Annotated in this window: 23 protein-coding genes; 3 read left to right on the top strand and 20 right to left on the bottom strand. The window is 68.6% G+C overall.

From position 1 onward, the window contains the following. Positions 1 to 1,101 carry a sn-glycerol-3-phosphate ABC transporter ATP-binding protein UgpC gene (ugpC, locus tag J0J01_RS21190; protein ID WP_296384284.1) on the top strand — a complete coding sequence of 367 codons (1,101 nt, stop codon included), beginning with the start codon at positions 1 to 3 and terminating at the stop codon, positions 1,099 to 1,101. A 47-nt stretch (positions 1,102 to 1,148) separates the two neighbouring features. On the opposite strand, the gene J0J01_RS21185 is transcribed toward ugpC, so the two are convergent. The 10 genes from J0J01_RS21185 to J0J01_RS21140 are packed head-to-tail and all read right to left on the bottom strand — an operon-like array spanning position 1,149 to position 10,811. Beyond that, the gene (locus J0J01_RS21185; protein ID WP_296384283.1) at positions 1,149 to 2,009 is read right to left on the bottom strand and encodes an HAD family acid phosphatase; all 861 of its coding nucleotides are present in this window, start codon (positions 2,007 to 2,009) and stop codon (positions 1,149 to 1,151) included. Next, the gene (gene add, locus J0J01_RS21180) at positions 2,006 to 2,965 is read right to left on the bottom strand and encodes an adenosine deaminase (protein ID WP_296384280.1); all 960 of its coding nucleotides are present in this window, start codon (positions 2,963 to 2,965) and stop codon (positions 2,006 to 2,008) included. The genes J0J01_RS21185 and add overlap by 4 nt, the downstream gene beginning before the upstream one ends. Beyond that, positions 2,962 to 3,747, bottom strand: coding sequence for a phytanoyl-CoA dioxygenase family protein (locus tag J0J01_RS21175; RefSeq protein ID WP_296384277.1), 786 nt, complete (start codon positions 3,745 to 3,747; stop codon positions 2,962 to 2,964). The genes add and J0J01_RS21175 overlap by 4 nt, the downstream gene beginning before the upstream one ends. Further along, positions 3,744 to 5,081 carry a thymidine phosphorylase gene (gene deoA, locus J0J01_RS21170; RefSeq protein WP_296384275.1) on the bottom strand — a complete coding sequence of 446 codons (1,338 nt, stop codon included), beginning with the start codon at positions 5,079 to 5,081 and terminating at the stop codon, positions 3,744 to 3,746. Before deoA ends, J0J01_RS21175 begins: the two co-directional genes overlap by 4 nt. A gap of 4 nt (positions 5,082 to 5,085) precedes the next feature. Further along, positions 5,086 to 5,892 carry a purine-nucleoside phosphorylase gene (locus tag J0J01_RS21165; RefSeq protein WP_296384273.1) on the bottom strand — a complete coding sequence of 269 codons (807 nt, stop codon included), beginning with the start codon at positions 5,890 to 5,892 and terminating at the stop codon, positions 5,086 to 5,088. Further along, on the bottom strand, positions 5,889 to 6,278 hold the full coding sequence (locus J0J01_RS21160) for a cytidine deaminase (protein ID WP_296384271.1): 390 nt from the start codon (positions 6,276 to 6,278) through the stop codon (positions 5,889 to 5,891). Before J0J01_RS21160 ends, J0J01_RS21165 begins: the two co-directional genes overlap by 4 nt. A 1-nt stretch (position 6,279) precedes the next feature. After that, positions 6,280 to 7,203: an ABC transporter permease gene (locus J0J01_RS21155; RefSeq protein WP_296384269.1), complete on the bottom strand. Its 924-nt coding sequence runs from the start codon at positions 7,201 to 7,203 to the stop codon at positions 6,280 to 6,282. 10 nt (positions 7,204 to 7,213) lie between these two features. Beyond that, the gene (locus J0J01_RS21150; protein WP_296384267.1) at positions 7,214 to 8,284 is read right to left on the bottom strand and encodes an ABC transporter permease; all 1,071 of its coding nucleotides are present in this window, start codon (positions 8,282 to 8,284) and stop codon (positions 7,214 to 7,216) included. Then, positions 8,281 to 9,822, bottom strand: a complete 1,542-nt coding sequence (locus J0J01_RS21145; protein ID WP_296384265.1) for an ABC transporter ATP-binding protein — start codon at positions 9,820 to 9,822, stop codon at positions 8,281 to 8,283. The genes J0J01_RS21150 and J0J01_RS21145 overlap by 4 nt, the downstream gene beginning before the upstream one ends. Beyond that, the gene (locus tag J0J01_RS21140) at positions 9,819 to 10,811 is read right to left on the bottom strand and encodes a BMP family ABC transporter substrate-binding protein (protein ID WP_296384263.1); all 993 of its coding nucleotides are present in this window, start codon (positions 10,809 to 10,811) and stop codon (positions 9,819 to 9,821) included. Before J0J01_RS21140 ends, J0J01_RS21145 begins: the two co-directional genes overlap by 4 nt. A gap of 104 nt (positions 10,812 to 10,915) precedes the next feature. Here J0J01_RS21140 and hydA point away from each other — a divergent pair, with 104 nt between their 5' ends. Further along, positions 10,916 to 12,361, top strand: coding sequence for a dihydropyrimidinase (hydA, locus tag J0J01_RS21135; RefSeq protein WP_296384261.1), 1,446 nt, complete (start codon positions 10,916 to 10,918; stop codon positions 12,359 to 12,361). Between the two features lies 1 nt (position 12,362). Here hydA and J0J01_RS21130 read toward each other — a convergent pair whose 3' ends face one another. The 10 genes from J0J01_RS21130 to J0J01_RS21085 all read right to left on the bottom strand — a co-directional run bounded on the left by J0J01_RS21130 (position 12,363) and on the right by J0J01_RS21085 (position 25,507). After that, positions 12,363 to 13,034, bottom strand: coding sequence for an isochorismatase family protein (locus J0J01_RS21130; protein WP_296384259.1), 672 nt, complete (start codon positions 13,032 to 13,034; stop codon positions 12,363 to 12,365). A gap of 180 nt (positions 13,035 to 13,214) precedes the next feature. Further along, positions 13,215 to 16,070 carry an FAD-dependent oxidoreductase gene (locus J0J01_RS21125; RefSeq protein WP_296384257.1) on the bottom strand — a complete coding sequence of 952 codons (2,856 nt, stop codon included), beginning with the start codon at positions 16,068 to 16,070 and terminating at the stop codon, positions 13,215 to 13,217. 60 nt (positions 16,071 to 16,130) lie between these two features. Beyond that, positions 16,131 to 16,424 (bottom strand): helix-turn-helix transcriptional regulator, encoded by a 294-nt coding sequence (locus J0J01_RS21120; RefSeq protein ID WP_296384255.1) that lies wholly within the window; start codon positions 16,422 to 16,424, stop codon positions 16,131 to 16,133. An 86-nt stretch (positions 16,425 to 16,510) separates the two neighbouring features. Next, the gene (locus J0J01_RS21115) at positions 16,511 to 18,004 is read right to left on the bottom strand and encodes an amidohydrolase family protein (RefSeq protein ID WP_296384254.1); all 1,494 of its coding nucleotides are present in this window, start codon (positions 18,002 to 18,004) and stop codon (positions 16,511 to 16,513) included. 16 nt (positions 18,005 to 18,020) lie between these two features. Continuing rightward, positions 18,021 to 19,184 (bottom strand): LLM class flavin-dependent oxidoreductase, encoded by a 1,164-nt coding sequence (locus J0J01_RS21110; RefSeq protein ID WP_296384252.1) that lies wholly within the window; start codon positions 19,182 to 19,184, stop codon positions 18,021 to 18,023. Between the two features lie 142 nt (positions 19,185 to 19,326). Continuing rightward, on the bottom strand, positions 19,327 to 20,781 hold the full coding sequence (locus J0J01_RS21105) for an amidase family protein (protein WP_296384250.1): 1,455 nt from the start codon (positions 20,779 to 20,781) through the stop codon (positions 19,327 to 19,329). Continuing rightward, positions 20,771 to 21,430, bottom strand: a complete 660-nt coding sequence (gene nthB, locus J0J01_RS21100) for a nitrile hydratase subunit beta (RefSeq protein ID WP_296384248.1) — start codon at positions 21,428 to 21,430, stop codon at positions 20,771 to 20,773. The genes J0J01_RS21105 and nthB overlap by 11 nt, the downstream gene beginning before the upstream one ends. Then, positions 21,427 to 22,032, bottom strand: coding sequence for a nitrile hydratase subunit alpha (gene nthA, locus J0J01_RS21095; RefSeq protein WP_296384246.1), 606 nt, complete (start codon positions 22,030 to 22,032; stop codon positions 21,427 to 21,429). Before nthA ends, nthB begins: the two co-directional genes overlap by 4 nt. A 9-nt stretch (positions 22,033 to 22,041) precedes the next feature. Then, complete coding sequence (locus J0J01_RS21090; protein ID WP_296384245.1) at positions 22,042 to 23,235, bottom strand: MFS transporter; 1,194 nt, start codon at positions 23,233 to 23,235, stop codon at positions 22,042 to 22,044. Between the two features lie 43 nt (positions 23,236 to 23,278). Next, positions 23,279 to 25,507: an arylsulfatase gene (locus J0J01_RS21085; protein WP_296384244.1), complete on the bottom strand. Its 2,229-nt coding sequence runs from the start codon at positions 25,505 to 25,507 to the stop codon at positions 23,279 to 23,281. Between the two features lie 38 nt (positions 25,508 to 25,545). Between J0J01_RS21085 and J0J01_RS21080 the strand changes: the two genes are divergently transcribed. Further along, positions 25,546 to 26,310 carry an alpha/beta hydrolase gene (locus J0J01_RS21080; RefSeq protein WP_296384242.1) on the top strand — a complete coding sequence of 255 codons (765 nt, stop codon included), beginning with the start codon at positions 25,546 to 25,548 and terminating at the stop codon, positions 26,308 to 26,310. Positions 26,311 to 26,314 lie beyond the last annotated feature (4 nt).

The raw sequence follows: 26,314 nt of genomic DNA, 5'->3' as shown, positions 1-26,314 counted from the left end.
ATGGCCGAGGTCACCCTCAGCAAACTCAACAAGTTCTTCGACACCACGCACGTGGTGAAGGACGTCGATCTGCAGATTCGCGACAAGGAGTTCATGGTTTTCGTCGGGCCGTCGGGCTGCGGCAAGACCACCACGCTCCGCATGATCGCCGGCCTCGAGGCGGTGAGCAGCGGCGACATCCGCATCGAGGACAACCTGGTGAACGAGGTCCCGCCGATGGACCGCGACATCGCCATGGTGTTCCAGAACTACGCGCTCTACCCGCACATGAGCGTCGCCTCCAACATGGCTTTCGGCCTGAAGATGCGGAAGTTTCCGCGCGACCAGATCGAGGAGCGCATCAAGCGCGCCGCCACGATCCTGGGCATCGAGAACCTGCTCGCTCGAAAGCCGCGCCAGCTCTCGGGCGGCCAGCGCCAGCGCGTGGCGCTCGGCCGCGCGATCGTGCGCGATCCCAAGGTGTTCCTGTTCGACGAGCCGCTCAGCAATCTCGACGCCAAGCTGCGCGTCCAGATGCGGGTCGAGCTCAAGAAGCTGCATGAGCGGCTGGCCGTGACGTCGATCTACGTCACCCACGACCAGGTCGAGGCGATGACGCTCGGCGACCGCGTGGTGGTGATGAAGGACGGCTGGGTACAGCAGGTCGGCGAGCCGCTCGAACTCTACAACCAGCCGGCCAACCGCTTCGTCGCGGGTTTCATCGGCTCGCCGGCGATGAACTTCGCCGAGGTCACGCTGGCCGACCAGGGCGGCAAGGTCGTGGCCGAAGCGCAGGGCCTCAGGATCGTCCTGCCCGACGAGCTCGCCGCCCGCGCCCGCACCAAGATGAACGGCGCCGGCACCCCGGCCACGCTCGGCATCCGGCCGGAGGACCTCCATGTCGCCGGCGCGGCCGATTCAGCCGACCATTGCTTCGACGTCAATGTCGAGGTGGTCGAGCAGCTCGGCTCGGAGATCCTGCTCGACAGCCGCGTCGGCTCCGCGTTGATGGTGGCGAGCATCGATCCGGCCGTGAAGGTGCGCGCCCACGACAAGCTTCGCCTGGCGCTCAAACCCGAGCGCCTGCATCTGTTCGATCCCCAGACCGAGATGGCGTACTGATGCTTTTCCTCACCTTCGCGGATTCCGCGAAGGTGAGGAAGTGATCACTATTTCGGGCCGGCCCAGCCTTCCAGTACGTCCCACTTGGCCTTGCGCTGCTCCTCGGCCGGCTTCTTGAAGTCGTGGCCGAACGGCGCGGTGTCGAACGAGCCGTAGGTCGGGTTGGCGATCACCAGCCATTCGCGGCCCCAGCGCTCCTTGCTCTCGTCGAACGCCTTCAGCCGCTCGGCCTCGCTGGTGCGGTAGCGGTCGTCGAAGTCTCCGAAATTGTCGCCGAAGCTCAGCAGGATGCGATAGTCCTTGGCGATCACCGTGCGGCGGGTGCCCTTGGCGCTGCCCCAGTCCGGCTTCTCGTTCTGCATCAGGAAGGTGTCGACGTTGCCGCCCATCGGGAAGCCGAGCTTCTCCATGTTCTCGCGCGTCGACTTCTCGACCTCGGCGCCGCGATTGGTGATGTAGAACACCTTCACGCCCTTGGACTCGGCGTACTTGGTGAACTCGACCGCGCCCGGGATCGCGCGCGACACCTGGGCGTCGCAGAACTCGTTCCAGGTCTTGGTGCTGAAGGTCTTGCCGTTCTTCATCATCCAGACCTGGTAGAGCGAGTTGTCGAGCACCGTCTCGTCGATGTCGAGCACGATGGCCGGCGGCAGAGCAGCGAAGTCGCCCTTCTGCTCGACCGGTGCCGCGGTCCACTTGCTGTCGGCCAGCGCCTGGTCGAGCCGCAGCCGGCCCAGCGCATAGACCGTCATTGCATTGCCCCTGTATTCGACCGCGCGCTGGGTCCACAGCGTCGCCAGCAGCATGTCGCTGGGCTGCGGGTCCTGCGCCCATGCTTGAAATGGGGCGACGCCCGTCGCGAGCGCGATGGTGATGGCGCCGAGCGCCAGCGTCCGTGTGATGATCATGCTGTCATCCCCTTCAACAGCTTTTCCTTGAGTGGCTCGTCGGCGAACGAGGTCTCGATCGCCGTGCGCGTGATCGTACGCAACGCTGCCGCGTCGAGACCGGCCTCGTCGTACTCGGTCCCGAGCGTAGTATGGAAAAAGGGCGGGTCGTCGGAATTCAGCGTGACGCGCACGCCCGCCGCGATCAAGCGATGCAGCGGATGGGCGTCGCGATTCCGGTACAGGCCGAGCGCCAGGTTGCTGCCGGGGCAGACCTCGAGCGCGATGCCTCGCCGGATCAGCTCATCGACCAGGCCGGGATCCTCGACCGAGCGCACGCCATGGCCGATGCGGCTCACCGGCAGGTCGCGAATCGCCGCCCGGACGCTCTCGGGCCCGCGCACCTCGCCGGCATGGACGGTGCAGCCGAGGCCCTTGTCGTGGGCGAGGCGATAGGCCGGTGCGAAGTCCGCCGGGCTGAATTTTCCCTCGTCGCCGCCCATGCCCAGCGCGACCACGTAAGGATGCGGCTCGGCCACGATCTGCTGCGCCAGCGCCAGCGCCCGGTCGGGGCCGAGGTGGCGGATGCAGACCGCGATGATGCGGCCTTCGATGCCGAAGTCGCGGCGCGCCCGGTCGATCGCCTCGACCAGGGCGCCCAGCCATACGGCATAGGCAATGCCCAGCGCCTTGGGCCGCTCGGGCGAGCAGAACATCTCGACATAGACCGCGCCCTCGGCGGCGGTGCGCTGCAGGTAGGAATAGAAGATGTCGCCGAAATCGCGCGCCGTGCGCAGCACGCCGCACACCCGGTCGTAGGCGTCGAGGAAGCTCAGAAAGTCGGTCCAGGCGTAATGACCGTCCTTGCCGAACAGGCCGGCCGGCAGGTCGAGCCCGTTGCGCGCCGCCAGCTCGCGCGCGAGCTCCGGCGGCACGGAGCCCTCGAGATGGCAATGAAGCTCGGCCTTGGGGATCACGAGAAACCTCTCAACGGAAAGTCCGGCCGTTGCAACCAGTTGTCGGCACTATACGCGGCGCGGCGGTCGATCAGATGCAGCGCATAGGCGTGCCGCGGCCGCGCCGAGCGGTTGGCGCTGCTGGCATGCGGCAGCAGACCATGCAGCACCACCAGGGTGCCGCGGCGGACCTCGATCGGCGTCGGCGGGGTCGTGGGCCACGGCGTCGAATCGACGGTCTCCATCGCCGTCCCCTCGCCTGCGCGCCGAAAGCGCTGGCGCAGGGGTCCGCGATGGGCGCCGGCCAGCGCCATCAGGCAGCCGTTCTCGCGGTCGGCATCGTCCAAGGCGATCCAGAAGCCGGTGACGGTGATGGGCGTGGTGTGCAGGAAGGTCGCATCCTGATGCCAGCCGACCTCGCCGCCGATGCCCGGATTCTTGAAGATGTACATCGACTGCAGCAGCAGCGGATCGGCCAGGCCGATCTCGCGCGCCAGCGCGGCGAGCTTCGGCTGGCGCGACACGCGCGCGAACACAGGATCGAGGTCATGCAGCGCGTGGCCGATCTTGTTGAGCTGGTCCGGCGCCTCCGCCTCGAAGAAGAAGCGGACGGCGCCGCCCGACTCGAGGAAGTAGCGGTCGCGCGCATGCCCCTGGTCGCGCGTCGAGAAGATGGTGCGCGTCCGTCGGGGATCGACGCCCGCGGCCAGCTCGGCCGCCCGCGCCTGCAACGCGTCGCAGTCCGCCGCCGGCAGGAAGTCCGGCACCGCCAGGAAGCCGTCGCGCGCATAGTCGGCGTTCATCCGGCCAGCTCTTCGATGACGACACGATCGATCACCGCCGGCTTGGCCGGCGGCGGCAGGTTGCCGATACGAATGGCCCGCCGCACGCGCGCGATCGCCTCGTCGGCGTCCGCCTCGCTCGCCGCATGGACCACGCAGAGCGGGCTGCCCGGGCGCACGGCGGTGCCGATCTCGATCATCTCGGAGAGGCCGACCGACGGATTGATGGCATCGTCGGCATGGGCGCGGCCGCCGCCCAGCGCCACGACGGCGATGCCGACGTCGCGCGCGTTCATGCCGACGACGAAGCCCGGATGCTCGGCGGTGCAGGGCCTGATCGCCGGCGCCCGCTCCAGATAGCGCGCCGGCTGGTCCATGAAATCGTTCGCCCCGCCCAACGCGGAAACCATCTGCGCGAACTTCTCCGCGGCGCGGCCGTCTTCGAGGGCCGCCTCGGCGCGCGCCCGGCCGGCGGCGGCGCTCGGCGCGAGATCGCCAAGGGCCAGCATCTCGCCGGCCAGCGCCATCACCACCTCGTGCAGCCGGGGGTCGCGCACGCCCTCTCCCTTGAGATAGGCGACCGTCTCCATCACCTCGAGCGCATTGCCGACCTCCCGGCCCAGCACGCGGTCCATGTCGGTGATCAGCGCCGCGGTCGAGAGCCCGGCCTGGTTGGCGGTGTAGACCAGGCCAGCCGCCAGGGTGTCGGCCATCGGCTGGGTGTCGCAGAAGGCGCCCGAGCCGCACTTCACGTCCATCACCAGCCCGTCGAGGCCGGCGGCGATCTTCTTGGACAGAATCGAGCTCACGATCAGGGGAATCGATTCGACGGTCGCGGTGACGTCGCGCACGCCGTAGAGCCGCCGGTCGGCCGGTGCGAGATCGTTGGTCTGGCCGATGATGGCGCAGCCGACCTCGCGCACGACCTTGCGGAAGGTCGCGATGTCGGGCTGCACGTCGTAGCCCGAGATGGCGGAGAGCTTGTCGAGGGTGCCGCCGGTATGACCCAGCCCGCGGCCGGAGATCATCGGCACGAAGCCGCCGCAGGCGGCGACGATCGGGGCCAGCATCAGGCTCACCTTGTCGCCGACGCCGCCGGTCGAATGCTTGTCGAGGATCGGTCCTGGCAGATCTGTTTCGTTCCAGTCGAGCGTGACGCCGGATGTCGCCAGGCCCAGGGTCATCGCCGTAAGCTCGGCCGACGTCATGTTGCGGAAGAACACCGCCATGGCGAAGGCCGCGACCTGGCCCTCGCTCAGGCTGCCGTCGGTGATGCCGCGGGTGATGAAGGCGATCTCCTGGGCTGAAAGCTCGGCGCCGTCGCGCTTCTTGCGGATGATCTCCTGCGGCAGCATGCGCTCAAGAGTAGCCTTCGAGGAAGCGCCGCAACAGCCGGCTCAAGTCCGCCGAGGCTGAATTGGCCGTGGTGATCGTCTGCTCGTGGCCGATGCCGCCCGGCACCATGCCGGCGGCGTAGTTGGTCATCACCGAGACGCCGGCGACTTTCATCCCGGCATGGCGGGCCACGATGGTCTCGGGCGCGGTCGACATGCCGACGGCGTCGGCGCCCAGCGTGCGGGCGGCGCGGATCTCGGCCGGCGTCTCGAAGCTCGGGCCGTTGAACCAGATATACACGCCGGTGTGCAGGGTAATGCCGAGCGCCTTCGCCGCCGCTGCGAGCTGCTGCAGCAGCGCCGGGTCGTAGGCATCCACCATGTCGACGAAGCGGCGGTTGGGATGGCCGAACAAGGGGTTGACGCCGGTGAAGTTGATGTGGTCGGCGATGCCCATCAGCGCGCCGGGCGGCATGTCCATCCGCAGGCTGCCGGCGGCGTTGGTCAGCACCAGCGTCTCGCAGCCCAGCGCGGCCATGGTCTCGACGGGCAGCCGCATGCCGTCGGCCTTGCCGAACTCGTAGTAGTGGGTGCGGCCGCGCAGCACGGCGACCGGCAGCGCCCCGACCTTGCCGAGCCGCAGTTGGCCGGCATGGCCGCGCACCGTCGGCTGAGGGAAGCCCGGCAGCTCGGCATAGGGGATGTCGGCCACCGGCTCGACCTCGTCGGCGAAGCTGCCGAGGCCGGTGCCGAGCACGACCGCGACCCGGGGTCTGAAGCCCGGCGCTCGGGCAGCGATGGCGTCGACCGGGTTCATCCGAGGGGGGCTCATGCGAGATGGTGCGGGCCGAAGGACATCGGCAGCAGCGTGCCGAGCGTGACGGTGCGATGCACGCCGTCGGGGCCGCAGAGATGAATCCTGAGGTCGTCGTCGGCGAACTCGCGCAGCTTCTGTCGGCAGCCGCCGCAGGGCGTGACGACCTCGGGACCGGGGCCGATCACGGCGCATTCCAGGACGCGGCGTTTCCCGGCCGCGACGAGGGCGGCGATGGCCACCGCCTCGGCGCAAAGGCCCTGCGGGTAGGCGGCGTTCTCGACATTGCAGCCGCCGTGGATGCCGCCGTCCTCGTCGCGCACCGCGGCGCCGACATGGAACTTCGAGTAGGGCGCATAGGCACGCACCATCATGGTGCGGGCGAGCCGCACGAGGTCGTCCATCTCAATGCTCCTTCTCGTAGGGCTGGCCGATCGCCTTGGGCGCCACGGCGCGGCCGATGAAGCCGGCCAGCAGGAACACCGTGAGAAGATACGGCAAAGCCTGGATCAGCTGCACCGGCACTTCGCCGACACCCGGCACGCGCACCCCCTGCAGGCGGATCGCCACGGCATCGAGCAGGCCGAACATCAGGCAGGCGCCTAATGCCGGGAACGGCCGCCACTTGCCGAAGATCACCGCCGCCAGCGCGATGAAGCCCTGCCCCGCCGTCATGTCGCGGCTGAAGCCGGCATTCTGGGCGATCGCGATGTAGGCGCCGGCCAACCCCGTGAACAGGCCGCAGATCAGCACCGCGCGGTAGCGCAGCCAGGGCACCGAGATGCCGGCGGTGTCGACCGCCAGCGGCACCTCGCCGACCGCGCGCAGCCGCAGGCCGAAGCGGGTGCGGCTGACGATCCACCAGGTCAGCGGCACGGAGAGCAGCGCGGCATAGACCAGGATGTTGTCGCCGGCGTTGGGGAAGAACAGCGGCAGCAGGCGCTCGCTCCTGGCGTCGAGCGCCGGCGTCTGGCCGCCGCGCTGGAACCAGGCATTGCCCCAGACGATGGTGAGGCCGGCGGCGATGATGTTGATGGCGACACCGCTCACCACCTGGTTGCCGCGATAGGTGATGCAGGCGAGGCCGTGCAGCAGCGCCATCACCTCGGCCGCAGCGATCGCGGCGGCGACGCCCCACCACGCCGAATGGGTGACCGCGGCGACGGCGGCGGCGAAGAAGGCCGCCATCAGCATCTTGCCCTCGAGCCCGACATCGATGATGCCGCTGCGCTCGGAGAACAGCCCGCCCATCGCGGCGAGGATCAACGGTGTCGCCACGCGCAAGGTCGCGGCGGCGGTGGGGAACAGGAGCGCGAACGGATCGTCCATCACGCCCGCCTCATGAGGGGCGCCGCAACGCGAACAGCATCTGCAGCCACGGCCGCGGCAGCTGCACCAGGGCGCCGGAGAACAGGATCACCAGGCCCTGGATCACCACCACCATCTCGCGGGTGATGGTCGGGATCTCGAAGGCGAGCTCCGCCCCGCCCTGCTGCAGGATGCCGAACAGCAGCGCGGCCAGCGCGATGCCGAGCGGATGGTTGCGCCCCATCAGGGCAACCGCGATGCCGGCGAAACCGTAGCCGGCCGGGAAGTCGAGCACGATGCGATGATGCACGCCCATCAGCTCGTTGACGCCGACGAAGCCCGCCAGCCCGCCGCTGATGCCCATCGCCACCATGGTCATGCGGCGCAGGTCGGTGCCGGCATAGACCGCCGCCTCGGGATTGTGCCCCATGGTGCGCAGCGCATAACCCCACGGCGTGCGCCACAGGAAGATCCAGACCGCAAGGCAGCAGACGAGCGCCAGCCCGAGCGACAGGTTGAGCGCATTGCCCTGCATCGCCGGCAGGAAGGACGACGGCTCGAAGTTGCGGCTCTGCGGCGTCATCGAGCCCGGCGCGATCAGCACGTTCACCATCAGGTAGACCATCAGCGCCGCGGCGACGAAGTTGAACATGATGGTGGTGATGACGATGTGGCTGCCGCGCCAGGCCTGCAGCCAGGCCGGCACCGCCGCCCAGGCCGCGCCGAACAGCGCCGCGGCGAGGATGGCGATCGGGATCATCGCCCAGGCCGGCAGGTACCGGTCGAGCGCGAGGATGGCCAGGCCACAGCCCAAGCCGCCGATATAGGCCTGCCCCTCGCCGCCGATGTTGAACAGCCCGCCATGGAACGCCACCGCCACCGCCAGCCCGGTGAAGATGAAATTGGTGGCGTAGTAGAGCGTGTAACCGATCGATTCCGGCGAGCCGAGCGCGCCCACGACCAGAAGACGGAGCGCATGGAACGGATCGACGCCGTTGATCCGCACGATGATGCTGACGGTCACGAAGGCGAGCGCGATGTTGATCAGCGGCAGCAGGACGATGTCGGCCCAGGCGGGCAACGGGCGCCGCGGGTTCCTCACCCTTCGGCTCCGCTCAGGGCGGGCGCGGCCTTGGCTCCCGCCATCATCAGGCCGAGCGTGCGCTCGTCGGCGCCGCCCTCGACCTCGCCGACGATGCGGCCGGCGAACATCACCAGGATGCGGTCGGCCAGCGACAGGATCTCGTCGAGCTCGACCGACACCGCCAGCACGGCGCAGCCGGCGTCGCGGCTCCTGACCAGCTCGCGATGGATGAACTCGATGGCGCCGATATCGACGCCGCGCGTCGGCTGCCCGACCAGCAGCACCTTGGGCTCCTGCGCCATCTCGCGCGCCAGCACCAGCTTCTGCTGGTTGCCGCCGGAGAAGCTCGACGAGCGCAGGCCGGGCACCTGCGGCCGCACGTCGAAGCGCTCCATCAGCCGGGCACAATGGGCGCCGACCGCGGGCACGCTCAGCAGGAACCGGCGATTGAACTGCGGCTGCTCGTGATAGCCCAGGATCGCCGTCTCGGACGCGCGGAAGGCTGCGACCATGCCCTGGCGCAGGCGGTCCTCCGGCACGTGGGCGAGGCCGAGATCGCGCATCTCCGCGGGATCGCCGGGATGCCGGGCATCGATGGTGCGGCCGCAGACGGTGAGCGTGCCGGTCGAGGGCGGGCGGATGCCGGCCAGCACCTGCAGCAGCTCGGTCTGGCCGTTGCCGGAGACGCCGGCGATGCCGACGATCTCGCCGGCGCGCAATTCGAGGCTGACGTCGTCGAGCAGGCGCACGCCGCGCGCGTCGACCAGGCCGAGATGCCCGGCCTCGAGCCGCACCTCGCCGCGCCGCGGCGGCGCCTTTTCGAGCTGCAGACGGACCTTGCGGCCGACCATCAGCTCGGCCAGCTCCTCGGCGTCGGTGTCAGGCGTCGCACGCTCGGCCACCATCCGGCCCTGGCGCATGACGTAGACGCGGTCGGTCGCCGCCATGATCTCGCGCAGCTTGTGGGTGATCAGCACGATGGTGACGCCGCGCGCCTTGAGCGTGGCGAGGATGCGGAAAAGCCGGTCGGTCTCCTGCGGCGTCAGCACGGCCGACGGCTCGTCGAGGATCAGGATGCGGGCGCCGCGGAACAGCACCTTCAGGATCTCGACCCGCTGCTGCTCGCCGACCGACAGGTCGGCCACCCGCGCATCGGGATCGACGGCGAGGCCGTAGTCGCGCTCGAGCCGCTCGAGCTCGGCCCGCGCCGCCGCCAGGCCCCCAGCCAGCAATGGCCCGCCCTCGGCGCCCAGCACCACGTTCTCCAGCACGGTGAAGCCGTCGATCAGCATGAAGTGCTGGTGCACCATGCCGATGCCATGGGCGATCGCGGCATGCGGGCTGTCCATGCGCACCGGCTGGCCGTCGACGCGGATCGTCCCGGCATCGGCGTGATAGAGCCCGTAGAGGATGCTCATCAGCGTCGACTTGCCGGCGCCGTTCTCGCCGATGATGCCGGTGATGGCGCCCTTCTCGATCGCCAGCGACACGCCGCGCACGGCGTGGACGCTGCCGAACGACTTGTCGATGCCCTCGAGCGCGATCGCCGCGGTCACTTGCAGGCGTTGTTGCTCATGTAGTCGTGGACGGTGATCTTGCCGGCGATGATATCGGCCTTGGCCGCCTCGACCTTGGCCTTCATCTCGGGCGGGACCAGCTTCTCGTTGTACTGGTCGTACGCCCAGTCGACGCCGCCTTCCTTGAGGCCCAGCACCGAGACGTCGCCGCGCCAGGAGCCGCCCTGCATCGCCTTGAAGCTGTTGTAGGCGGCGACATCGACCCGCTTGATCATCGAGGTCAGCATCGTGCCGGGATGCAAGTAGTTCTGGTTGGAATCGACGCCGATCGCGAGCTTGCCACGATCCTTGGCGGCCTGCAGCACGCCGGTGCCGGTGTTGCCGGCGGCGGCATAGACCACGTCGACGCCGCGGTCGAATTGCCCCTTGGCAAGCTCGGCGCCACGGCCAGGATCGTTCCAGGCGGCGGGCGTGGTGCCGGTCATGTTGGCGATCACCTCGGCCGAGGGGTTGGCGTACTTCACGCCCTGCTCGTAGCCGCACTGGAAGCGGCGGATCAGCGGGATGTCCATGCCGCCGACGAAGCCGATCTTGCCGCTCTTGGAGGCCAGCGCCGCCAGCACGCCGACCAGGAACGAGCCTTCATGCTCCTTGAACACCACCGACTGTACGTTGGGCAGCTTCACCACCGAATCGATGATGGTGAAATGGGTGTTGGGGAACTCCTTGCCGACCTTCTCCAGGGCGACGGCCTGGGAGAAGCCCACGGCGATGATCGGGTCGTTGCCGCGCTGGGCGAAGCGGCGCAAGGCCTGCTCGAACTGGGTCTCGTTGCTGGGCTCGAAGTCGACGACGGCGATCTTGATCTCGTCGGTGAACTTCTTTGCGCCGTTGGAGACGCCCTCGTTGAAGGATTTGTCGAACTTGCCGCCATTGGCATAGACGATCGCCGGCTTGAGGGTAGTCTGCGCCTGGGCAATGGAGCCCATGGCGACCAGCGCGATCAGCGAAACCAGCAACCCTTTCATGAGGCCCCCTTTGGTTGTTGCGCCAAGTGTGGACCGGCCCGGCCTGCCGGTCTAGCCATCGTAGGACCGGCACGCGCCTTGCAGCCGCCGGCCCGGGAGGAACCATGGCCGACTACGACCTCGTCATTCGCAACACCACCATCGCCACGGCCGCAGATGTCGTGAAGGGCGATATCGGCATCACCGGCGGCCGGGTCGTGGCCCTCGGCGAGCGGCTGGACAGGGGCAGGGAGGAGATCGACGCGACCGGCCTGATCGCCGTCCCGGGCGGCATCGACGCCCATGTCCATTTCGACCAGGACACCGCCGACGGCTCGGTGTTCTGCGACGATTTCGAGAGCGGCAGCCGGGCCGCCGCGGCCGGCGGCACCACCACCATCATTCCCTTCGCCTACCAGAACAAGGGCCAGTCCCTGCGCGATGCGGTCAACAAGTATCACCGGCGCGCCGAGAACAAGAGCCTGATCGACTACGCCTTCCATGTGATCCTGAGCGACCCCAGCGAGAAGATCATGGGCCAGGATTTCCCCGCCCTGGTCGCCGACGGCTACACCTCGTTCAAGGTCTACATGACCTACGACGACGTGAAGCTCAGCGACCGCGAGATGCTCGACGCGCTCGCCGCCGCCCGCCGCGAGCAGGCGATGCTGATGATCCATGCCGAGAATTCCGACTGCATCGGCTGGCTGACCGAGCGGCTGGAATGGAAGGGCATGACGGCGGCCAAGTTCCACGCCGCCTCGCGGCCCTTCGTGGTCGAGCGCGAGGCGACGCACCGGGCGATCTCGCTGGCCGAGCTGCTCGACGTGCCGATGCTGCTGGTCCATGTCTCGGCCAAGGAGGCGATGCACGAGATCCAGCGGGCGCAGGCGCGCGGGCTCAAGGTCTACGGCGAGACCTGCCCGCAATACCTGTTCCTGAGCGAGGAGGACTTCGACAAGCCGGGCGACGAGGGCGCCAAGTGCGTCTGCTCGCCGCCGCCCCGGGCCGCGGACAACCAGGAGCACATCTGGACCGGCCTCAGCGCCGACACTTTCCATGTGCTGTCGTCCGACCATGCTGCCTTCAAGTACGACGACCCGCGCGGCAAGAAGCTGCCCGGCGCCGCCCAGAGCTTCCGCAAGATCCCCAACGGCGTGCCCGGCGTCGAGACCCGCCTGCCCCTGCTGTTCTCCGAGGGCGTCAACACGGGTCGCATCACCCTGCAGCAGTTCGTGGCCCTGAGCTCGACCAACGCGGCGAAGATCTACGGCCTGCATCCGCGCAAGGGCACCATCGCGGTCGGCGCCGACGCCGACATCGTGCTGTGGGATCCCAAGCGCAAGGTCAGCCTCACCAACTCCATCCTGCACCACAATTGCGACTACACGCCCTACGAGGGCCGCGAGCTGACCGGCTATCCGGTGATGACCCTGTCGCGCGGCGAGGTGGTGATGGAGGAGGCCAGGATGAGCGGCTCCGCCGGCCGCGGCCTGTTCCAGAAGTGCGACCGACCCGAGGCCGCCCGCCCGCGCGGCAAGCCGCTGATCGATCCCTCGATCTTCAGTTGAGCTAGTTCGCGGGCTGGTACTGCTCCATGAAGGCCAGCACCTCGGCCACCGGCAGGACATCGGCGTATTTCAGCGCCATATCGTAGAGGTTGGCGTAGTGCGGGCTTTCATGCTTGTCGGCCACGCACTCCTCCGGCACGACGGTGCGGTAGCTGCGCGACAGGCTGTCGAGCGCCGTCGCGCGCACGCAACCCGAGGTCGAGCCGCCGGTCACCACGACTGTATCGATCCGGTGGAATGTAAAAAGCGACGAAAGATTTGTTTCGAAGAAAGCGGAAGCCATTCGCTTGTTGATCACGATGTCGCCCGGCTCGATCTCGCAACGATCGTCGATCGCGGCGCGGCGCGAGTTGGCCTTGATGTTCTGCAGCGAATCGGGCGTGTTCGTCCGGGTGCCCCAGACGCCGCAATCCTCGCCCGACTCGAGATAGGACACGTAGGTCCAGACCACCGGGCAGCGATGGGTGCGGAACAGCCGGGCGAGCGCATTCACGTAGGCGATCTGGCGCGGGTCGGTTTCGTAGGCGGTGCCGAACTCCTCCGGCCGGGTATAGGCGTTCTGGAGGTCGACGTTGACCAGCGCCGGCTTGCGGCCGAAGCCGAAGCGGGCGCGCGTCGGGTTGGCCTTGAGCGCCTCGTAGAGCTCGCGGGCCGACAGGTTTGACCGCTCCATGAACCGCACCTCCGGATCGTCGACCGGCCCAGATGCGAATAGCGTGCCTCAGCCCGGGCCGTTCCCGACTGTCGTCCAGAAACCGGAGGCTGGCCAGCGCCGGCCGGCGCCGCGACCGGCATGGCGAGGTACGCATAGAGACGGGCGCCCGCCTCGTAGACGTCGCGCGCGGGCGTCACCTCAGCCGAACCGGCGGATCGAGTAGGGCTCCACCGGCAGACTGGTCGACTGGCCGGCGATCAGCTCGGCGGTGAGCTTTGACAGCACCGGTGCCAGCGTGAAGCCGTTGGAGCTGACGCAATTGTAGAAGCCCGGCCGGCCGGGCACCTCGCCCAGGATCGGCGCACGGTCGATGTTGACGTTCATGCCGGCCCAGATGCGGACCGCATGCAGGTCCTTGAGCGCCGGCACCGCGCGCGCCGCGATCCAGAGATTGCCCTCGATGCTGGCCCTGAGCGCCCGCGACAGCTTGTGCTTCTCGTCCAGCCCTGCCGTCCAGCCGCCGCCGATCATGAAGGCGCCCGACGCCATCTGCTTCAGGGTCAGATGCCGGCCGGCATAGGCGACCAGCCGCGTCAGCGTCGGCGGCGTCGGCTCGGTCACGATCATCTGGAGCGGCGCGCCGCGCACCGGGATGTCGACGCCGACCAGCTTCGCCACCTGGGCGGCCCACGGCCCGGCGGCATTGACGATCCGGCGGCAACGGATCTCGCCGCGGCTGGTCGTGACCTTCCACTCGTTGCCCTCGCGCTCGATCGCGGCCACGTCGGTGCCGCGCTGGAAGCGCGCGCCCAGCTCCTGGGCGCGGGTGACCACCGCATAGCTGGCGCGCAGGGGATTGATCTTGCCCTCGCCCGGGCACCATTCGGCGGCGATCGCCGTCTCGCCGATCGCCGGCTCCAGGCGGCGCAGCTCGTTGCCGTCGATCAGCTCGGCCTCGATGCCGCGGCTCTTCTCCAGCGCGATCTTGCCCTTGAGGAACGCGATGTCGCGCTCGCTCTCGCCCAGCATCAGGCCGCCGGTGATCATGATCTCGAGCTTGTCGCCGGTGTCGCGCTCGATTTCCTGCCATAGCTTCACCGAGGCCGGCCCCAGCGGCAGCGTGTCGGCGGCGCGGTTGCCGGCCGGCGGCGCGCCATCGACGAAGTCGAACGCCAGCAGCTGGACATGCAGGCTGCCGGCATTGGCACCGGAGGCCTGCAGGTTCAGGTCGTCGCGCTCGACGACCAGCGTGTCGATGCCTTCGTGCGCCAGCCAGTAGGCGACGCACGAGCCTGCGATGCCGCCGCCGATCACCAGGGTATCGACGGTCTCGCGCGACAGGGTACCAGTGTCGCGCGGCCGGGCCATGTCCGGCGGTACGAAGTCGGTGTGGCCGAGCCACTCCGGCTGCTCGACCGCCAGCGCGCGAATCGGCACCGGCTTGATCGGCGGGCGGGGCGCGAAGAAGTCGAACTCGCCCGGGTCGCCCGAGCAGATACGCGCCAGTACCGGCGCGCAGTAGCGGCCCTGGCAGCGGCCCATCCCGGCGCGGGTCGCGCGCTTCAGCGCCGCCGGCGTGTTGTAGCCGACGCGCACGTAAGCCCGCAGATCGCTCGCATTCACCTCCTCGCAGCGACAGACGAGCGTCGCATGGTCGATCGCACCGGCCTGCTGCGGCGCCGCCTCGAAGAGGTTCCACAGCGCGGTCTGGAACCGCTCGGCGCGCGCCAGCCGACGCCGGGCGCGGTTCGGCAGCGATGCCGCGAGCCCGAGGTCGCCGGCCACCGCCGCGGCCGCGATCGATCCGGCCGCCATCGCCGCCTGCGCGCCGCCGAAGCGCGCGCCGTCGCCGATCGCGAAGACCTCCGGCACGCTGGTGCGGCCGTCGGCATCGGTCACCGTCTCCATCGAGCCGTTGCCGCGCGCGACGAAGCGATGGGAGCAGCCCAACGAACGCGCCAGCTCGCTCGACGAGGTGAAGCCGTAGCCCAGCGCCACGATGTCGGCGTCGATGCCGAGATCGGCCGCCTCGACCCGCTGCACGCGGTCGTCGCCCAGGAGGCGCGTGACGCGGCGGCGCCAGTGGATCAGCGGCTTCAGCCGTGACACCAGGGACGCGCCCTGGACCAGCAGCCGCGGCCCGGCCCAGCCGGCGCGCAGGATGTCGGGCAGGCTGGACAGGGTCGGGGCGCGGGCCGATTCGAGCACCGCCACGACGTTGGCGCCGCCGTCGATCAGCTCGGCCGCGGTCTGCAGGCAGAGCGGCCCGTTGCCGGCGATCACGATGCGCCCGCCCGGCGCCACGCGATAGGAGCGCGCCAGGGTCTGCAGCGCGCCGACGGTCATCACGCCCGGCAGGGTCCAGCCGGGCACCGGCAGCGACTGCTCGTAGGCGCCGGTCGCCAGGACCAGGCGCTTGGGCCGGAACAGGGTCGAGCGGCCGCCGACGAGGGCGGCGACCTCGGTCGGCGAGAAGGCAGCCCATACCGTGGTGTCGTTCAGGATGTGGGCGCCCGCGCGCAGGGTCGCTTCATGCAAGGCGAAGCCCTGGCGGAACTGGCGGTCGAGCCGCTGGCGCTCGGCCACCTGCGAGGGCGCCAGCGGCTTGAAGTATTGGCCGCCGGCATGCGGCCGCTCGTCGGCGACGATGACGTTGGCGCCGGTCAGCGCCAGGTCGCGCGCTGCGGACAGACCGGCCGGCCCGGCGCCGACCACCAGCACGTCGCACGCCACTTCCTCGGCCGCGACGGCGTCGGCGCTATCGGAGGCGCCCGCAACCGGCTCCGACAGTATCTCCATGCCGGGCACGATCTTGGTCAGGCAGGCGCGCTGGCTGGGCCGGCCGTTGACCGTGACCAGACAGTCGAAGCAGGCGCCCATGCCGCAATACGGCCCGCGCGGCGCACCCGAGCGGGTGTGGCGCACCGTCACGATGTCGTTGGCGGCCAGGGCGGCGGCGACGGTCTCGCCGGGCAGCGCCTCGATCTCGGCGCCGTCGAAGCGGATACGAACCGGCGCGCCGGCCGGCCGCATGTCGGGATGCTTCAGGCGCATGGCGGATGGTTTACAACGCCCGGCCCGATCGCAACAGCCTCGGGCGAAGCGCCCGAACGATCAGCCGAGGTCCGGCACGACCCGCAGGCGGCCGCTGCGGCTCTTCGGCTTGGGCGTGATCACGATCTCGACGTCGTGGCCGAGCATGATCAGGAAGCGCATCAGCCGCTCGCTGGAGAAATGGACCAGCCGGTTGCTCATGATGGCCGACACCTTCGGCTGGTCGACGCCGATGATGCGCGCCGCGGCGTACTGGCTGAGGCCCTGCTGCTTGATCACCTTGCGCATCAGGGCGGCCAGCTCTTCCTTCGCCTGCTTCTCTTCCGGCGTGCCGTATACCGTACGTCTGGCCATCGTCCGCTCCCCCTCGCGTCACCATGCCTGACCCGGCATGGGCGTACAAGCCGCCGTCAACTGGGCCGCCGTCAATTGGGCCACCGTCAGCCGGGAAGCACGTAGCTGTAGCGCAGGTTCGACGGATCGCGGCCCGACCGCTCGTATTGCGACTTGATGGCAGCGAAGCGGTCGTCGCGCCACGCCGCCTTCTTCACGTCGTAGCGGTACATCTTCGCCGAGTTGCCGCCGAAGATCGCCTGCTTCACCGGCCCGTCGGCCGGGCCGAGCTCGGCATAGCCGTACTTCTTTCGCATCTCCTCGGGGATCTCGAGCCGGCGCAGACCCTCGATCTGCCATTGCGGCGCGCCGGTCCACAGTGCGTCGGTGCCCCACACGACGTGGTCGGTGCCGAGGCCCTTGATCAAGGTGCCCATCAGCGCCGCACAGAGTCGCGGCTCGACTACCGCGGTCATGGCGAACAGCTGGCCGAGATCGCCGTAGACGTTGCTGACGCCGTACTTGGCCGGGATGTCGGCGAGATCGCTGGTCCAGGCGATGCGGCCGGTGCGCTCGAACTCGGCCCAGGCATCCTCGGGCTTGCCGCCGACCCAGCGATAGGCCGAGTGGTAGATCACGAAGCGGATCTGCGGCCAGTCCTTCGCGGCCTTGCCGACGTCGTCGACGTTGGCGTAGGGCGTGAGATGCGGGAAGCGCTGCTCGACCGAGGGCGGATAGAGGCCCTTGTGGACGCAGACGATGTCGTAGCCTGCCTTCACGATCTTCTCGTAGAAGGGGTAGACCAGCTTCTCGTCGTCCATGCGCCACGGATGCTTCGACAGCTCCTTGTTGGTGTTGTCGCCGACCGTGTAGCCCTTCCAGGAATCGGGCTTCAGCGTGGCGATGGCGCGGTCGACCTCGTCCATCCAACCGTCATAGCCGGGCGTGAAGATCGCGTGGCTGAGGCAGCGGCGCGAGCCGGCGGCGTTGTTCACGCGGGTGCGGGCGTCGAGCTTCATGTCGTTGGTCAGGAACCAGTCGCGTGTGTCCTCCGACGGCGCACCGCTGATCAGCGCGACCTTGGTGTCGCTATCGAGATAGATCTCCTTGAACCAGTTCGGGTACTTGAGGTCGTCGACGGTCTGCGGCTTGCCGACCAGCTCGGGATTCCAGCCGGCCTTGCCGACCGTCTCGCGCATGCGCGCGAAGCCCGCCAGCCGCGTGTCGTCGCGCAGGAAGTGCGTGTGCACGTCCATGATGAACTGGTCCTTGAGACCATCGGCGCGCGCTTGCGCAAGATCGACGCTCTTGGCCTCGGCTTGCGAGACGCCGAACAGCGGGCCGTAGACCTCGTTCATCGCCGCGAAGGCCGCGGTCATTCCGGCGGCAGTCTGGAAGAAGCGGCGGCGCGACAGGCCGTTGCACCGGCCGTACTCGTCGCCGAGCGCGTTCATGCGCGCCTCGACCTGCTTCTGCCGCGCGGTCTGCGGGATCGGCAGGTACTCGTCGCTCGAGACCAGTCGGGTCGGAATGGGCGTGCCGCTGTCGACCTCGTGTGCGGGAACGAGCTGCTCGAGTTCCTCGTCGCTCAACAGGCCCATGATCGACCTCCGGTCTCTAGCGGAAGCGCGGCATCACCTTGGTCCAGAACGCCTCGATCGACTTCATCAGCACGGGATGCGGCACCAGGCTGTTGTAAGTGTAGCAGAACACCCAATCGACCGGCTGCCGCTTTTGCTGGGTTTCCATCGCCTTCAGCACGGTATCGACGGTGCCGACGTAGGCGTAGCCCAGGGCGATCACCTCCTCGGGCGTGGGAAACTTGCCGGTCTGCGGGTCCATCATGCCGCGCCGGAAGCCGAATGGCTCGAACCAGGCGCGGCCGGAGAACTGGCCGGAATCGCGCCACAGCGCCATCGCCTCAGCGTCCGATTCAGCGATGATGACATCGCGCAGCACGCCGACGCCCTGCCCCTTGGGCTTGCCCGACACCTCTGCATAGACGCTGTAGAGCTTCTCCTCGTAGACCGGGAGCATCGGCGGCAGGATCGGCGTGATTCCTTCCTGGGCACAGAAGCGCACCGTGTTCTCGGAGCTGGCGAAGGGCTGGAACAGCGGCGGATGCGGCTTCTGCAGCGGCTTCGGCACCACGCCGACTGAAGTGAGGATGCCGTTCTCGACGCCCCTGCCCCACTTGGCGGTGGTGTCGAGCGTCCATGGCGTCGGGCCGGCCGGCACCTTCCAGAACTTGCCGTCGAAGGTCAGCATCTCCTCGGTCCAGCACTTCTTGACGATGCGGAAGTTCTCCTCGAAGGCGAGCCGGTTGGCGTTGTCGATCTCGTCGTGCTGGTTGGGCAGCGCGCCGTGGATGCCATGGGTCTGCTGCGCCATGACATCGACCCAACGGCGCTGATAGCCGCGGGCAAAGCCGGCATTGGCGCGGCCGCCGGTCATGTGGTCGAGCATGGCGATGTCTTCGGCGACGCGGATAGGGTTCGACGCTGGCAGCACGATGCCGAGCTGGCCGACGCGGATGCGCTTGGTCTGCATCGCGAAGTAGAGGTCGAGCAGCACCGGGTTGTTGGAGAGCTCGAAGCCCTCGATGTGGAAGTGGTGTTCGGTGAAGGAGACCGAGTCGTAGCCGAGCGCGTCGCCGAGCTTTATCTGCTCCGTCAGCTCGCCCAGCATGCGCTGGTAGAAGTGCGGGTTCATGCCCGCCATGCCCTGCTCGATCTCCGCCCGGCTGGCGATGCTCGGCAGATAGAAAAGTGACGCCTTCACGCTCTATCTCCTCCCCATTGCGCAAGCCTCACCCTGAGGAGCGGCGCGAAGCGACGCGTCTCGAAGGGTGGGAACCCGCACCTTGCCTGTTGCCCATCCTTCGAGACGGCCGCTGCGCGACCTCCTCAGGATGAGGTGGTCCTTATGCCGATGGTGGCACGGTCCCGGGCTTTGGGTCGATGGGCAGGAGCTTGGAGAGGCCGAGCATCCTTTCGAACAGCGATGCGGCCTGCAGGAGCGCCGCTTCGCCGCGCGGCTTGCCGACGAGTTGTAGGCCGGTCGGGCGGCCCCACTGGTCGAAGCCGCAGGGGATGGCCAGCGCCGGGCTGCCGGTCACGGTGATGCCCGAGTTGAGCGTCGAACCCGACATGTAGTTGTCGAGCTTCTTGCCGTTGATCGTCGGGGGCGCCCGCAGGTTGACGTCGAACGCCGCGGTCGGCGCACTCGGCGTCACCAGCAGGTCGTACTTCTGGAAGAACTCGACCATGCGCCGGAACAGGGCGGCGCGCTCGCGCTCGGCCCAGGCGAGCTGGCTGGTGGTCTGCTTCAGGCCGAGCTCGGTGTTCCAGATGATGTCGGGCTTGATCTTGTCGCGCTGGTCCTTGAGCTGCAGCTCGCGGTCGACCACGAACTGCTGGCTGCGCAGCGCCATGAACACTTCGTCGACCGGACCGAAGTCGGGCGACTCCTCCTCGACGATGCAGCCCAGATCCTCGAATCGGCGCGCCGCCTTGGTGCAGATCTCGCGGATGTCGGCATCGAGCTCGAAGCGGCCGCCGAAGTCGGCCGTCCAGGCGACGCGCTTGGGCGCCACCGGATCGGCGACGGCGGCGCTGAACGACATGGCCGGCGCATCGAAGGTCATCGGGTCCTGCAGGCAGAGGCCCGACATGGTGTCGAGGAACAGCGCCAGGTCGGGGACGTTGCGCGCCATCGGCCCCTGGACGGACTGCGGCGACCAGAGATTGTTCGAGGTGCCGCGCGTCACGCGGCCGGGCGACGGGCGGATGCCGACGGTCGAGCAGTAGGTGCCCGGCCGGCGCAGCGAGCCGCCATGGTCCGAGCCGTGCGCCAGCCAGACCTCGCCGGTCGCCACCGACACCGAGCCGCCGCCGGTCGAGCCGCCGCAGGTCAGCGAGGTGTTCCAGGGATTGCGCGTGCGGCCGAACACCTCGTTGAAGGTGCTGCCGCCGGCGCCGAACTCGGGCGTGTTGGACTTGCCCATCACGATGCCGCCCTTGCGCTCGATGCGCTCGACCAGCGGATGCGACTTGGCCGGCACGTGGTTGGCGAAGATCGGCGAGCCGTAGGTGGTGCGTACGCCCGCGACGTCGGTGAGGTCCTTGATCGAGACGGGCAGGCCCGCGAGCCAGCCTGCTTCGCCGGAAGCTTCGCAAGCTGCGCCGCCCGCCATGATGCGTTTCGCGTGGTCGCGCGCGCGGTCGAGGCAGAGCGTCGGCATGGCGTTCACCGCAGGCTCGACCTCTGCCATGCGCTTGGCGGAGGCCTCGACGAGGTCGAGAGGGCTGATCTCCTTCTTCTTCAGTCGCGCGACAGCCTCGCCGGCGGTCATCTTCCAGAGCTCGTCACGCGACATCGAGATAGTCCTCCCACAGATCGAGATAGACGGCGTCGCCCGGATTGGCCGCCTCGCCCCACAGCTCGCGCGCCGAGAAGCGCACGGTGTACAGATACTGCGGATTCTCGCCCAGGAACCTGGCATTGGAATCGGGAAAGACGTGCGCGCCGTGGTCGCGCTCGATCATGCCCCGCCGGCCTCGCACGTAGCGCGGCAGCCGCGTGTGGCCGGTCGGATTGATCTCGCGGGCGCGCACCGCCTGGCCCGCCGCGAAGCGCGGCGTCGCGGCGGTCTCGCGATGCGTCGGGCCGCCCTTCAGGATCGCCGGCAGCACCTTGTCGGCGGTGAGCGGCGGCGTCGCCACCGGCACCGACGGGTCGCGCTTACCGGTCTCGAGCTCGCGCTGCGTGATCAGGCCGGCACCGAGCGCCAGCTTGATCGCCGAGGCCAGCCACTTCTCGTAGTAGCTCAGGCGCAGGTAGTCGGCCGGCGGCAGAGTCTCGATGCTGTGGCGGCCGGCATCGATGTTCCACTTGCGCCACGCTCCCAACGCGCGGCGCAGCGCCAGGACTCGACCTTCCCAGGGCGCGTGGAAGACGGGCTCGTTGGCCTCGGGCTCGACCGGACCGAAGCCGTGCATGCCGCCCATGTCGTGCACGCCGTTCATGGCATCACCTTGGCAGTGCCGATCATGGTGTCGCGCGTGACCAGGGCCTCCAGCGCCTCGGCGCCGAGGCCCTCGGTACCGGCCGGCCGCTCGGGCAGGACGAGGTAACGGATCTCTGCGGTCGAATCCCAGACGCGCACGGCGACGTCGTCCGGCACGGTGAGGCCGAAGTCCTTCAGGACGCCGCGCGGATCGATCACGGCGCGCGAGCGATAGGCCGAGGACTTGTACCAGACCGGCGGCAGGCCGAGGACCGGCCACGGGTAGCAGGAGCAGAGCGTGCAGACGACGAGGTTATGGACGGTCGGCGTGTTCTCCACGACCACCATGTGCTCGCCCTGCGCGCCGGAATAGCCCAGCTCGGCGATCGCGGCGGTGGCGTCCGCCATCAGCCGCGCCTTGTAGGCGGGATCGGTCCACGCCTTGGCGACGACCTTGGCGCCGTTGCGCGGGCCGATCTTGTTCTCGTAGACGTCGACCATCGCGTCGAGCGCCGCCGGATCGACAAGCCCCTTCTCCACCAGCAGCGATTCGAGGGCCTTCACCCGTAGCACGGTCTCGGAGAGATGGTTGTCGTGGTCATGGTCATGTTCGTCGGCCATGACCCGATCCTATACCGTGAGGCCCGCCATTGTCCGCCGCCGGCCGACAAAGAGAAGTCCGAGCAGCATGAAATTCAGGAGGTCGAAGGCTAATGCGAGCTGGAAGGCCGGGCGGTAGCTCAACGTCGCGTCGAAGACGGCGCCGCCGATCCAGCCGCCCGCCGCCATGCCGGCCATGGCGAACAGCATCACCACGCCCAGCCGCCAGCCGGCGATGTTCGATCCGTAGAGCCGGCGCAGGATCAGCGCATAGCCCTGCACGATCGCGATGTAGGGAATGCCGTGGATCATCGCGAGGATGTAGATGCCGGCGAGCCCCTGCACGAAGACGTAACCGGTCAACGACACGACCTGCACCGCCGAGCACAGCAGGCTGACCTTGAGCGGCCCGATGTGGTCGCTGAGCCGGCCCATGGCGAAGGTCGCGGCGACCGCGCTCAGCAGGATCAGCGAGATCGCCTCCGAGCCGCGCGCCGGCGACAGGCCGAGATCGCCGCAGAATGCCACCATGTGCACGAACGGCACCGCCATGGCGGCGCAGCAGCAGAAGGCGGCGGCCGACAGCATGCCCATCAGGAACGACGACGGCATCGGCAGGATCGACAGGTCTTCCTTGGGTCGCGCAGCCTTGGCGCGCGCGACCGGCGAGGGCCGCACATAGAAGGCGCAGAGGAACAGCAGCACGCCGGCGGTCACGCCGTAGATGATCAGCGACTGGCGCCAGCCATGATCGGGCAGCAGCCAGCGATAGACCTGCGGCCAGGTGAAGCCCGAGATCGCGGGCCCCACCGAGATGATCGACACGGCGGTGCTGCGCCGCTTCTCGAACCAGCCCTGGATGTTGTTCATCGCCGGCGTGAAGGTCGCGGCATTGCCAAGGAAGCCCAACGGCAGGGCATAGCCCGCGTAGAGCAGCAGCTCGTCGCCGCTCGCAGCCAGCCAGCCGCCGAGGAAGATCGAGACGCCCGCTATCAAGAGCGGCACGCGCGGGCTGGTGCGGTCGGCCAGCCAACCCATGAACACGCCGCCCAGGCCCATGGCGAAGAAGCCCAGCATGTAGGCCATCGACGGCACGGCGCGGCGGTCGCCGAACTCGGCGGCGATCTCCTTCAGCGCCACCACCGGCAGATAGATCGCGCCGCCGCCCAGGCCGATGCAGAACATCGACAGGAAGGCCAATCGCCAGGCGTAGGGACTGTCCACGCCCGGCCGACGATCGAGGACTGGTGTCATTCGATAGTCGGGGTCATTCGCGCGCCAGGGTCGCGTTGGCGGCGGCGGTGGCGTCGAGCGCCTGGTCGTCGTCCATCAGCACGGTCACCTTGCGCAGCTTGCCGGTGAACGCGAACGGCGCCTCGTAGTGCGACACCGGGCTGCCGCGGTCGCGGCCGATATCGAGGCCCGACCACGAGATGAAGCTGATGAAGCCGTTCTGCTCATCGAAGCCGCCGACCGCCTCGCCGTCAATCAGCAACGTCGCGACGTTGCGGCCGGCCTTGCGCCGCATGCGAAGCCCGAGCCGGCGGTTGCCCGGCGGCACCGGCCGGTCGGAGACGACGATGTGGTGCTGGCCGCCGACATTCATGTCGTAGGTCAGATGCCGGTCCTTGATGTAGAGCGAATACCCGCACGTCATGTCGCCGTGGGCGATCAGCACGCCCTGACTCGCCTCGTCGACCCGCGCATCGGCCTCGATGGTGTAGGTGCGGCTGCGCACGTCGGGTGCCACGTCGGTCGGCACGTGGCCCATGCCGGTATGGAAGACGAAGCGCTTGCGCGGCCCGTGGAAGCGCTTGGCATTGTCGGCGAAGCGTGGGCCGAAGCGGTCGTCGAGCGGCAACACCTGGTGCGCCGCGGCCTGCTTCCACCACTCCTCGATCATCGCCTTCAGCCGAGCCGGCTCCCTGGCGGCAAGATCGTCGGTCTCGCTGAAATCCTTGTCGAGATGGAACAGCTCCCATTTGTCCTGGTCGAAGCTCGAGCCCATGGGATGGAACGCGACCGCCTTCCAGCCGTCCTGCACCAGCCCGCGATGGCCGAACATCTCGAAATACTGGGCGCCCTTCTTCGACGGCGCCTTGGCATCCTTCAGGCTCGCCGCGAAGCTGGTGCCCTCGGTGGGCATCTGCTCGACGCCGTTGATCGTCTTGGGCGGCGTGACGCCGACGATGTCGAGCAGCGTCGGCGCAAGATCCGACGCGTGGCAGAACTGGTGACGCAGCTCGCCGCGCGCCGGCAGGCCCTTGGGCCAGGAGATCACCAGCGGATCGCGGATGCCGCCGCCATGCGTGTTCTGCTTGTAGCGGCGCAGCGGCGTGTTGGCCGCCATCGCCCAGCCGAGCGGAAAGTTGGAATGGGTGTCCGGCCCGCCGATGTCGGAGAGGCGCGCGATCTTCTCCTCGATCGGCTCGCGGCGCAGATTGTACGGGCCCATCGCGTTGACCATGCCGAACGGTCCGCCCTCCTGGCTGGCGCCGTTGTCGGACATCACGATGATCAGCGTGTCGTCGAGCTGGCCCGCCTTGTCGAGGAAAGCGACCAGCCGCGCCAGATGCCGGTCGGCATGTTCCAGCATCGCCGCATAGGCCGCCTGGAGCCGCGTGTAGAGCCGCCGCTCGGGCTCCGGCAGATCGGCCCACGGCTTCACCAGATCGTTGCGCGGCGGCAGGCGCGTGTTGTCGGGCACCACGCCCATCTTCTTCTGGCGCAAGAGGCGCTGGTCGCGCTCGTCGTCCCAGCCCGACGAGAACAGCGCATCGTACTTGCGAATCAGATCGGCCGGCGCCTGGTGCGGCGCGTGGCAGGCGCCGAGCGCCACCCAGGTCAGCCACGGGATCTCCGCATCGTCGGCGATGTGGTCGGCAAGATAGCGGATCGCCTGATCGACCAGGTCAGCCGTCAGGTGATAGCCGGTCTCGTAGGTGCCGGGCGGATCGCACGGCGTGTTGTCGCGCACCAGCTCGGGCGCGTATTGATCGGTCTCGGCATCGAGGAAGCCGTAGAAGCGATCGAAGCCGCGGCCCAGCGGCCAGCCGTCGAACGGCCCGGTCGCGCCCGATTCGGTGAGCGGCGTGACGTGCCACTTGCCCAGCATGTAGTTGCGGTAGCCGTGCGGCCGCAGCATCTCGGCCAAAGTGCCGGCCTCGCGCGCGATCTTGCCGCGATAGCCGGGATAGCCCGAATCGAAATTGGCGAGGCAGCCGACGCCGACCGAATGATGGTTGCGACCCGTCAGAAGCGCGGCGCGCGTGGTCGAGCACATCGACGTCGTGTGGAAGCCGGTGTAGCGCAGGCCGCGCCCGGCCAGCGCGTCGATGGTCGGCGTCGAAATCGGCGAGCCGTAGCAGCCGAAGTCGGAGAAGCCGACATCGTCGAACAGCACGATCAGGATGTTGGGCGCGCCTTTTGGCCGCTTGGGCGCGGTGGGCCAGTACGGCTGGGACTCGCCCACCGTCTTCCCGATCCTGGCCGCCATTGCAATTCCTCCCTTTGCGGGGTCTTCTAACATGCGCCATGCCCCAATTCACATCCGACGGCCTTGACCTTGCCTATGATGAGTTCGGTCCCAGCGACGCCCGCAAGGCGGTCGTCCTGGTGCACGGCTTCTCCGCCAACAAGTACGAGAACTGGAAGCGCATGGGCTGGTACGACGCCATCGCCGCCAAGGGCATGCGCGGCCTGGCGCTCGACAATCGCGGCCATGGCGAAAGCGCCAAACCGCACGAGCCCGAGAAGTACGCTCGCGAGGCGATGGCGCGCGATGTCTTTGCATTGATGGACCATGCCAGCCTCTCACGCGCGCACATTGTTGGCTTCTCGATGGGCTCGCACATTGCGCTGACCGCGGCGCTGCTCGACGGCGGCCGCGTCGACCATCTGGTGGTGAGCGGCGTCGGCGCCCGCCTGTTCGAGTTGCCACGCGATCCCGACGGCATGGCCAAGGCGATGGAAGCGCCGACGCCCGACGAGATCGCCGACCCGATGCTGAAGAGCTTCCGCCACTTCGCGGACGAGCAGAAGGAAGACCGCCTCGCCCTCGCCGCGTGCTCGCGCGGCCCGCGCATGCCGCTCACGCCCGACTCGCTGATGGGCGTCCGCCGGCCGACCCTGGTGATCGCCGGCATGCGCGACCAGCTTGCCGGCCCGCCGCAGGGCCTGGCCGACGCCATTCCCGGCGCCAGGGCAGTGACGGTGCCGGGCTGCGACCACTTCTCCCTGATCAGCCACGGCCTGTTCAAGGCGAGCGTCTTCGACTTTTTCGACGGCTGGCTGGAGTAGCCGA

The sequence above is a fragment of the Reyranella sp. genome (genome assembly GCF_017305915.1).
In the GTDB taxonomy this organism is placed as follows: Bacteria; Pseudomonadota; Alphaproteobacteria; order Reyranellales; family Reyranellaceae; genus Reyranella.
The sequence above is the reverse complement of the archived record's forward strand: the minus strand, read 5'-3'. Positions and strand labels throughout refer to the sequence as shown.

Bases quoted from the DNA above. Each gene is read 5' to 3' on its own strand.
- nthA (WP_296384246.1), bottom strand. From the start codon at position 22,032: ATGGCCGACGAACATGACCATGACCACGACAACCATCTCTCCGAGACC.
- J0J01_RS21165 (WP_296384273.1), bottom strand. From the start codon at position 5,892: ATGAGCCCCCCTCGGATGAACCCGGTCGACGCCATCGCTGCCCGAGCG.
- J0J01_RS21160 (WP_296384271.1), bottom strand. From the start codon at position 6,278: ATGGACGACCTCGTGCGGCTCGCCCGCACCATGATGGTGCGTGCCTAT.
- J0J01_RS21175 (WP_296384277.1), bottom strand. From the start codon at position 3,747: ATGAACGCCGACTATGCGCGCGACGGCTTCCTGGCGGTGCCGGACTTC.
- deoA (WP_296384275.1), bottom strand. From the start codon at position 5,081: ATGCTGCCGCAGGAGATCATCCGCAAGAAGCGCGACGGCGCCGAGCTT.
- J0J01_RS21140 (WP_296384263.1), bottom strand. From the start codon at position 10,811: ATGAAAGGGTTGCTGGTTTCGCTGATCGCGCTGGTCGCCATGGGCTCC.
- J0J01_RS21115 (WP_296384254.1), bottom strand. From the start codon at position 18,004: ATGGGCCTGTTGAGCGACGAGGAACTCGAGCAGCTCGTTCCCGCACAC.
- J0J01_RS21120 (WP_296384255.1), bottom strand. From the start codon at position 16,424: ATGGCCAGACGTACGGTATACGGCACGCCGGAAGAGAAGCAGGCGAAG.
- J0J01_RS21080 (WP_296384242.1), top strand. From the start codon at position 25,546: ATGCCCCAATTCACATCCGACGGCCTTGACCTTGCCTATGATGAGTTC.
- hydA (WP_296384261.1), top strand. From the start codon at position 10,916: ATGGCCGACTACGACCTCGTCATTCGCAACACCACCATCGCCACGGCC.
- J0J01_RS21085 (WP_296384244.1), bottom strand. From the start codon at position 25,507: ATGGCGGCCAGGATCGGGAAGACGGTGGGCGAGTCCCAGCCGTACTGG.
- J0J01_RS21185 (WP_296384283.1), bottom strand. From the start codon at position 2,009: ATGATCATCACACGGACGCTGGCGCTCGGCGCCATCACCATCGCGCTC.
- ugpC (WP_296384284.1), top strand. From the start codon at position 1: ATGGCCGAGGTCACCCTCAGCAAACTCAACAAGTTCTTCGACACCACG.
- J0J01_RS21125 (WP_296384257.1), bottom strand. From the start codon at position 16,070: ATGCGCCTGAAGCATCCCGACATGCGGCCGGCCGGCGCGCCGGTTCGT.
- J0J01_RS21105 (WP_296384250.1), bottom strand. From the start codon at position 20,781: ATGTCGCGTGACGAGCTCTGGAAGATGACCGCCGGCGAGGCTGTCGCG.
- nthB (WP_296384248.1), bottom strand. From the start codon at position 21,430: ATGAACGGCGTGCACGACATGGGCGGCATGCACGGCTTCGGTCCGGTC.
- J0J01_RS21155 (WP_296384269.1), bottom strand. From the start codon at position 7,203: ATGGACGATCCGTTCGCGCTCCTGTTCCCCACCGCCGCCGCGACCTTG.
- J0J01_RS21130 (WP_296384259.1), bottom strand. From the start codon at position 13,034: ATGGAGCGGTCAAACCTGTCGGCCCGCGAGCTCTACGAGGCGCTCAAG.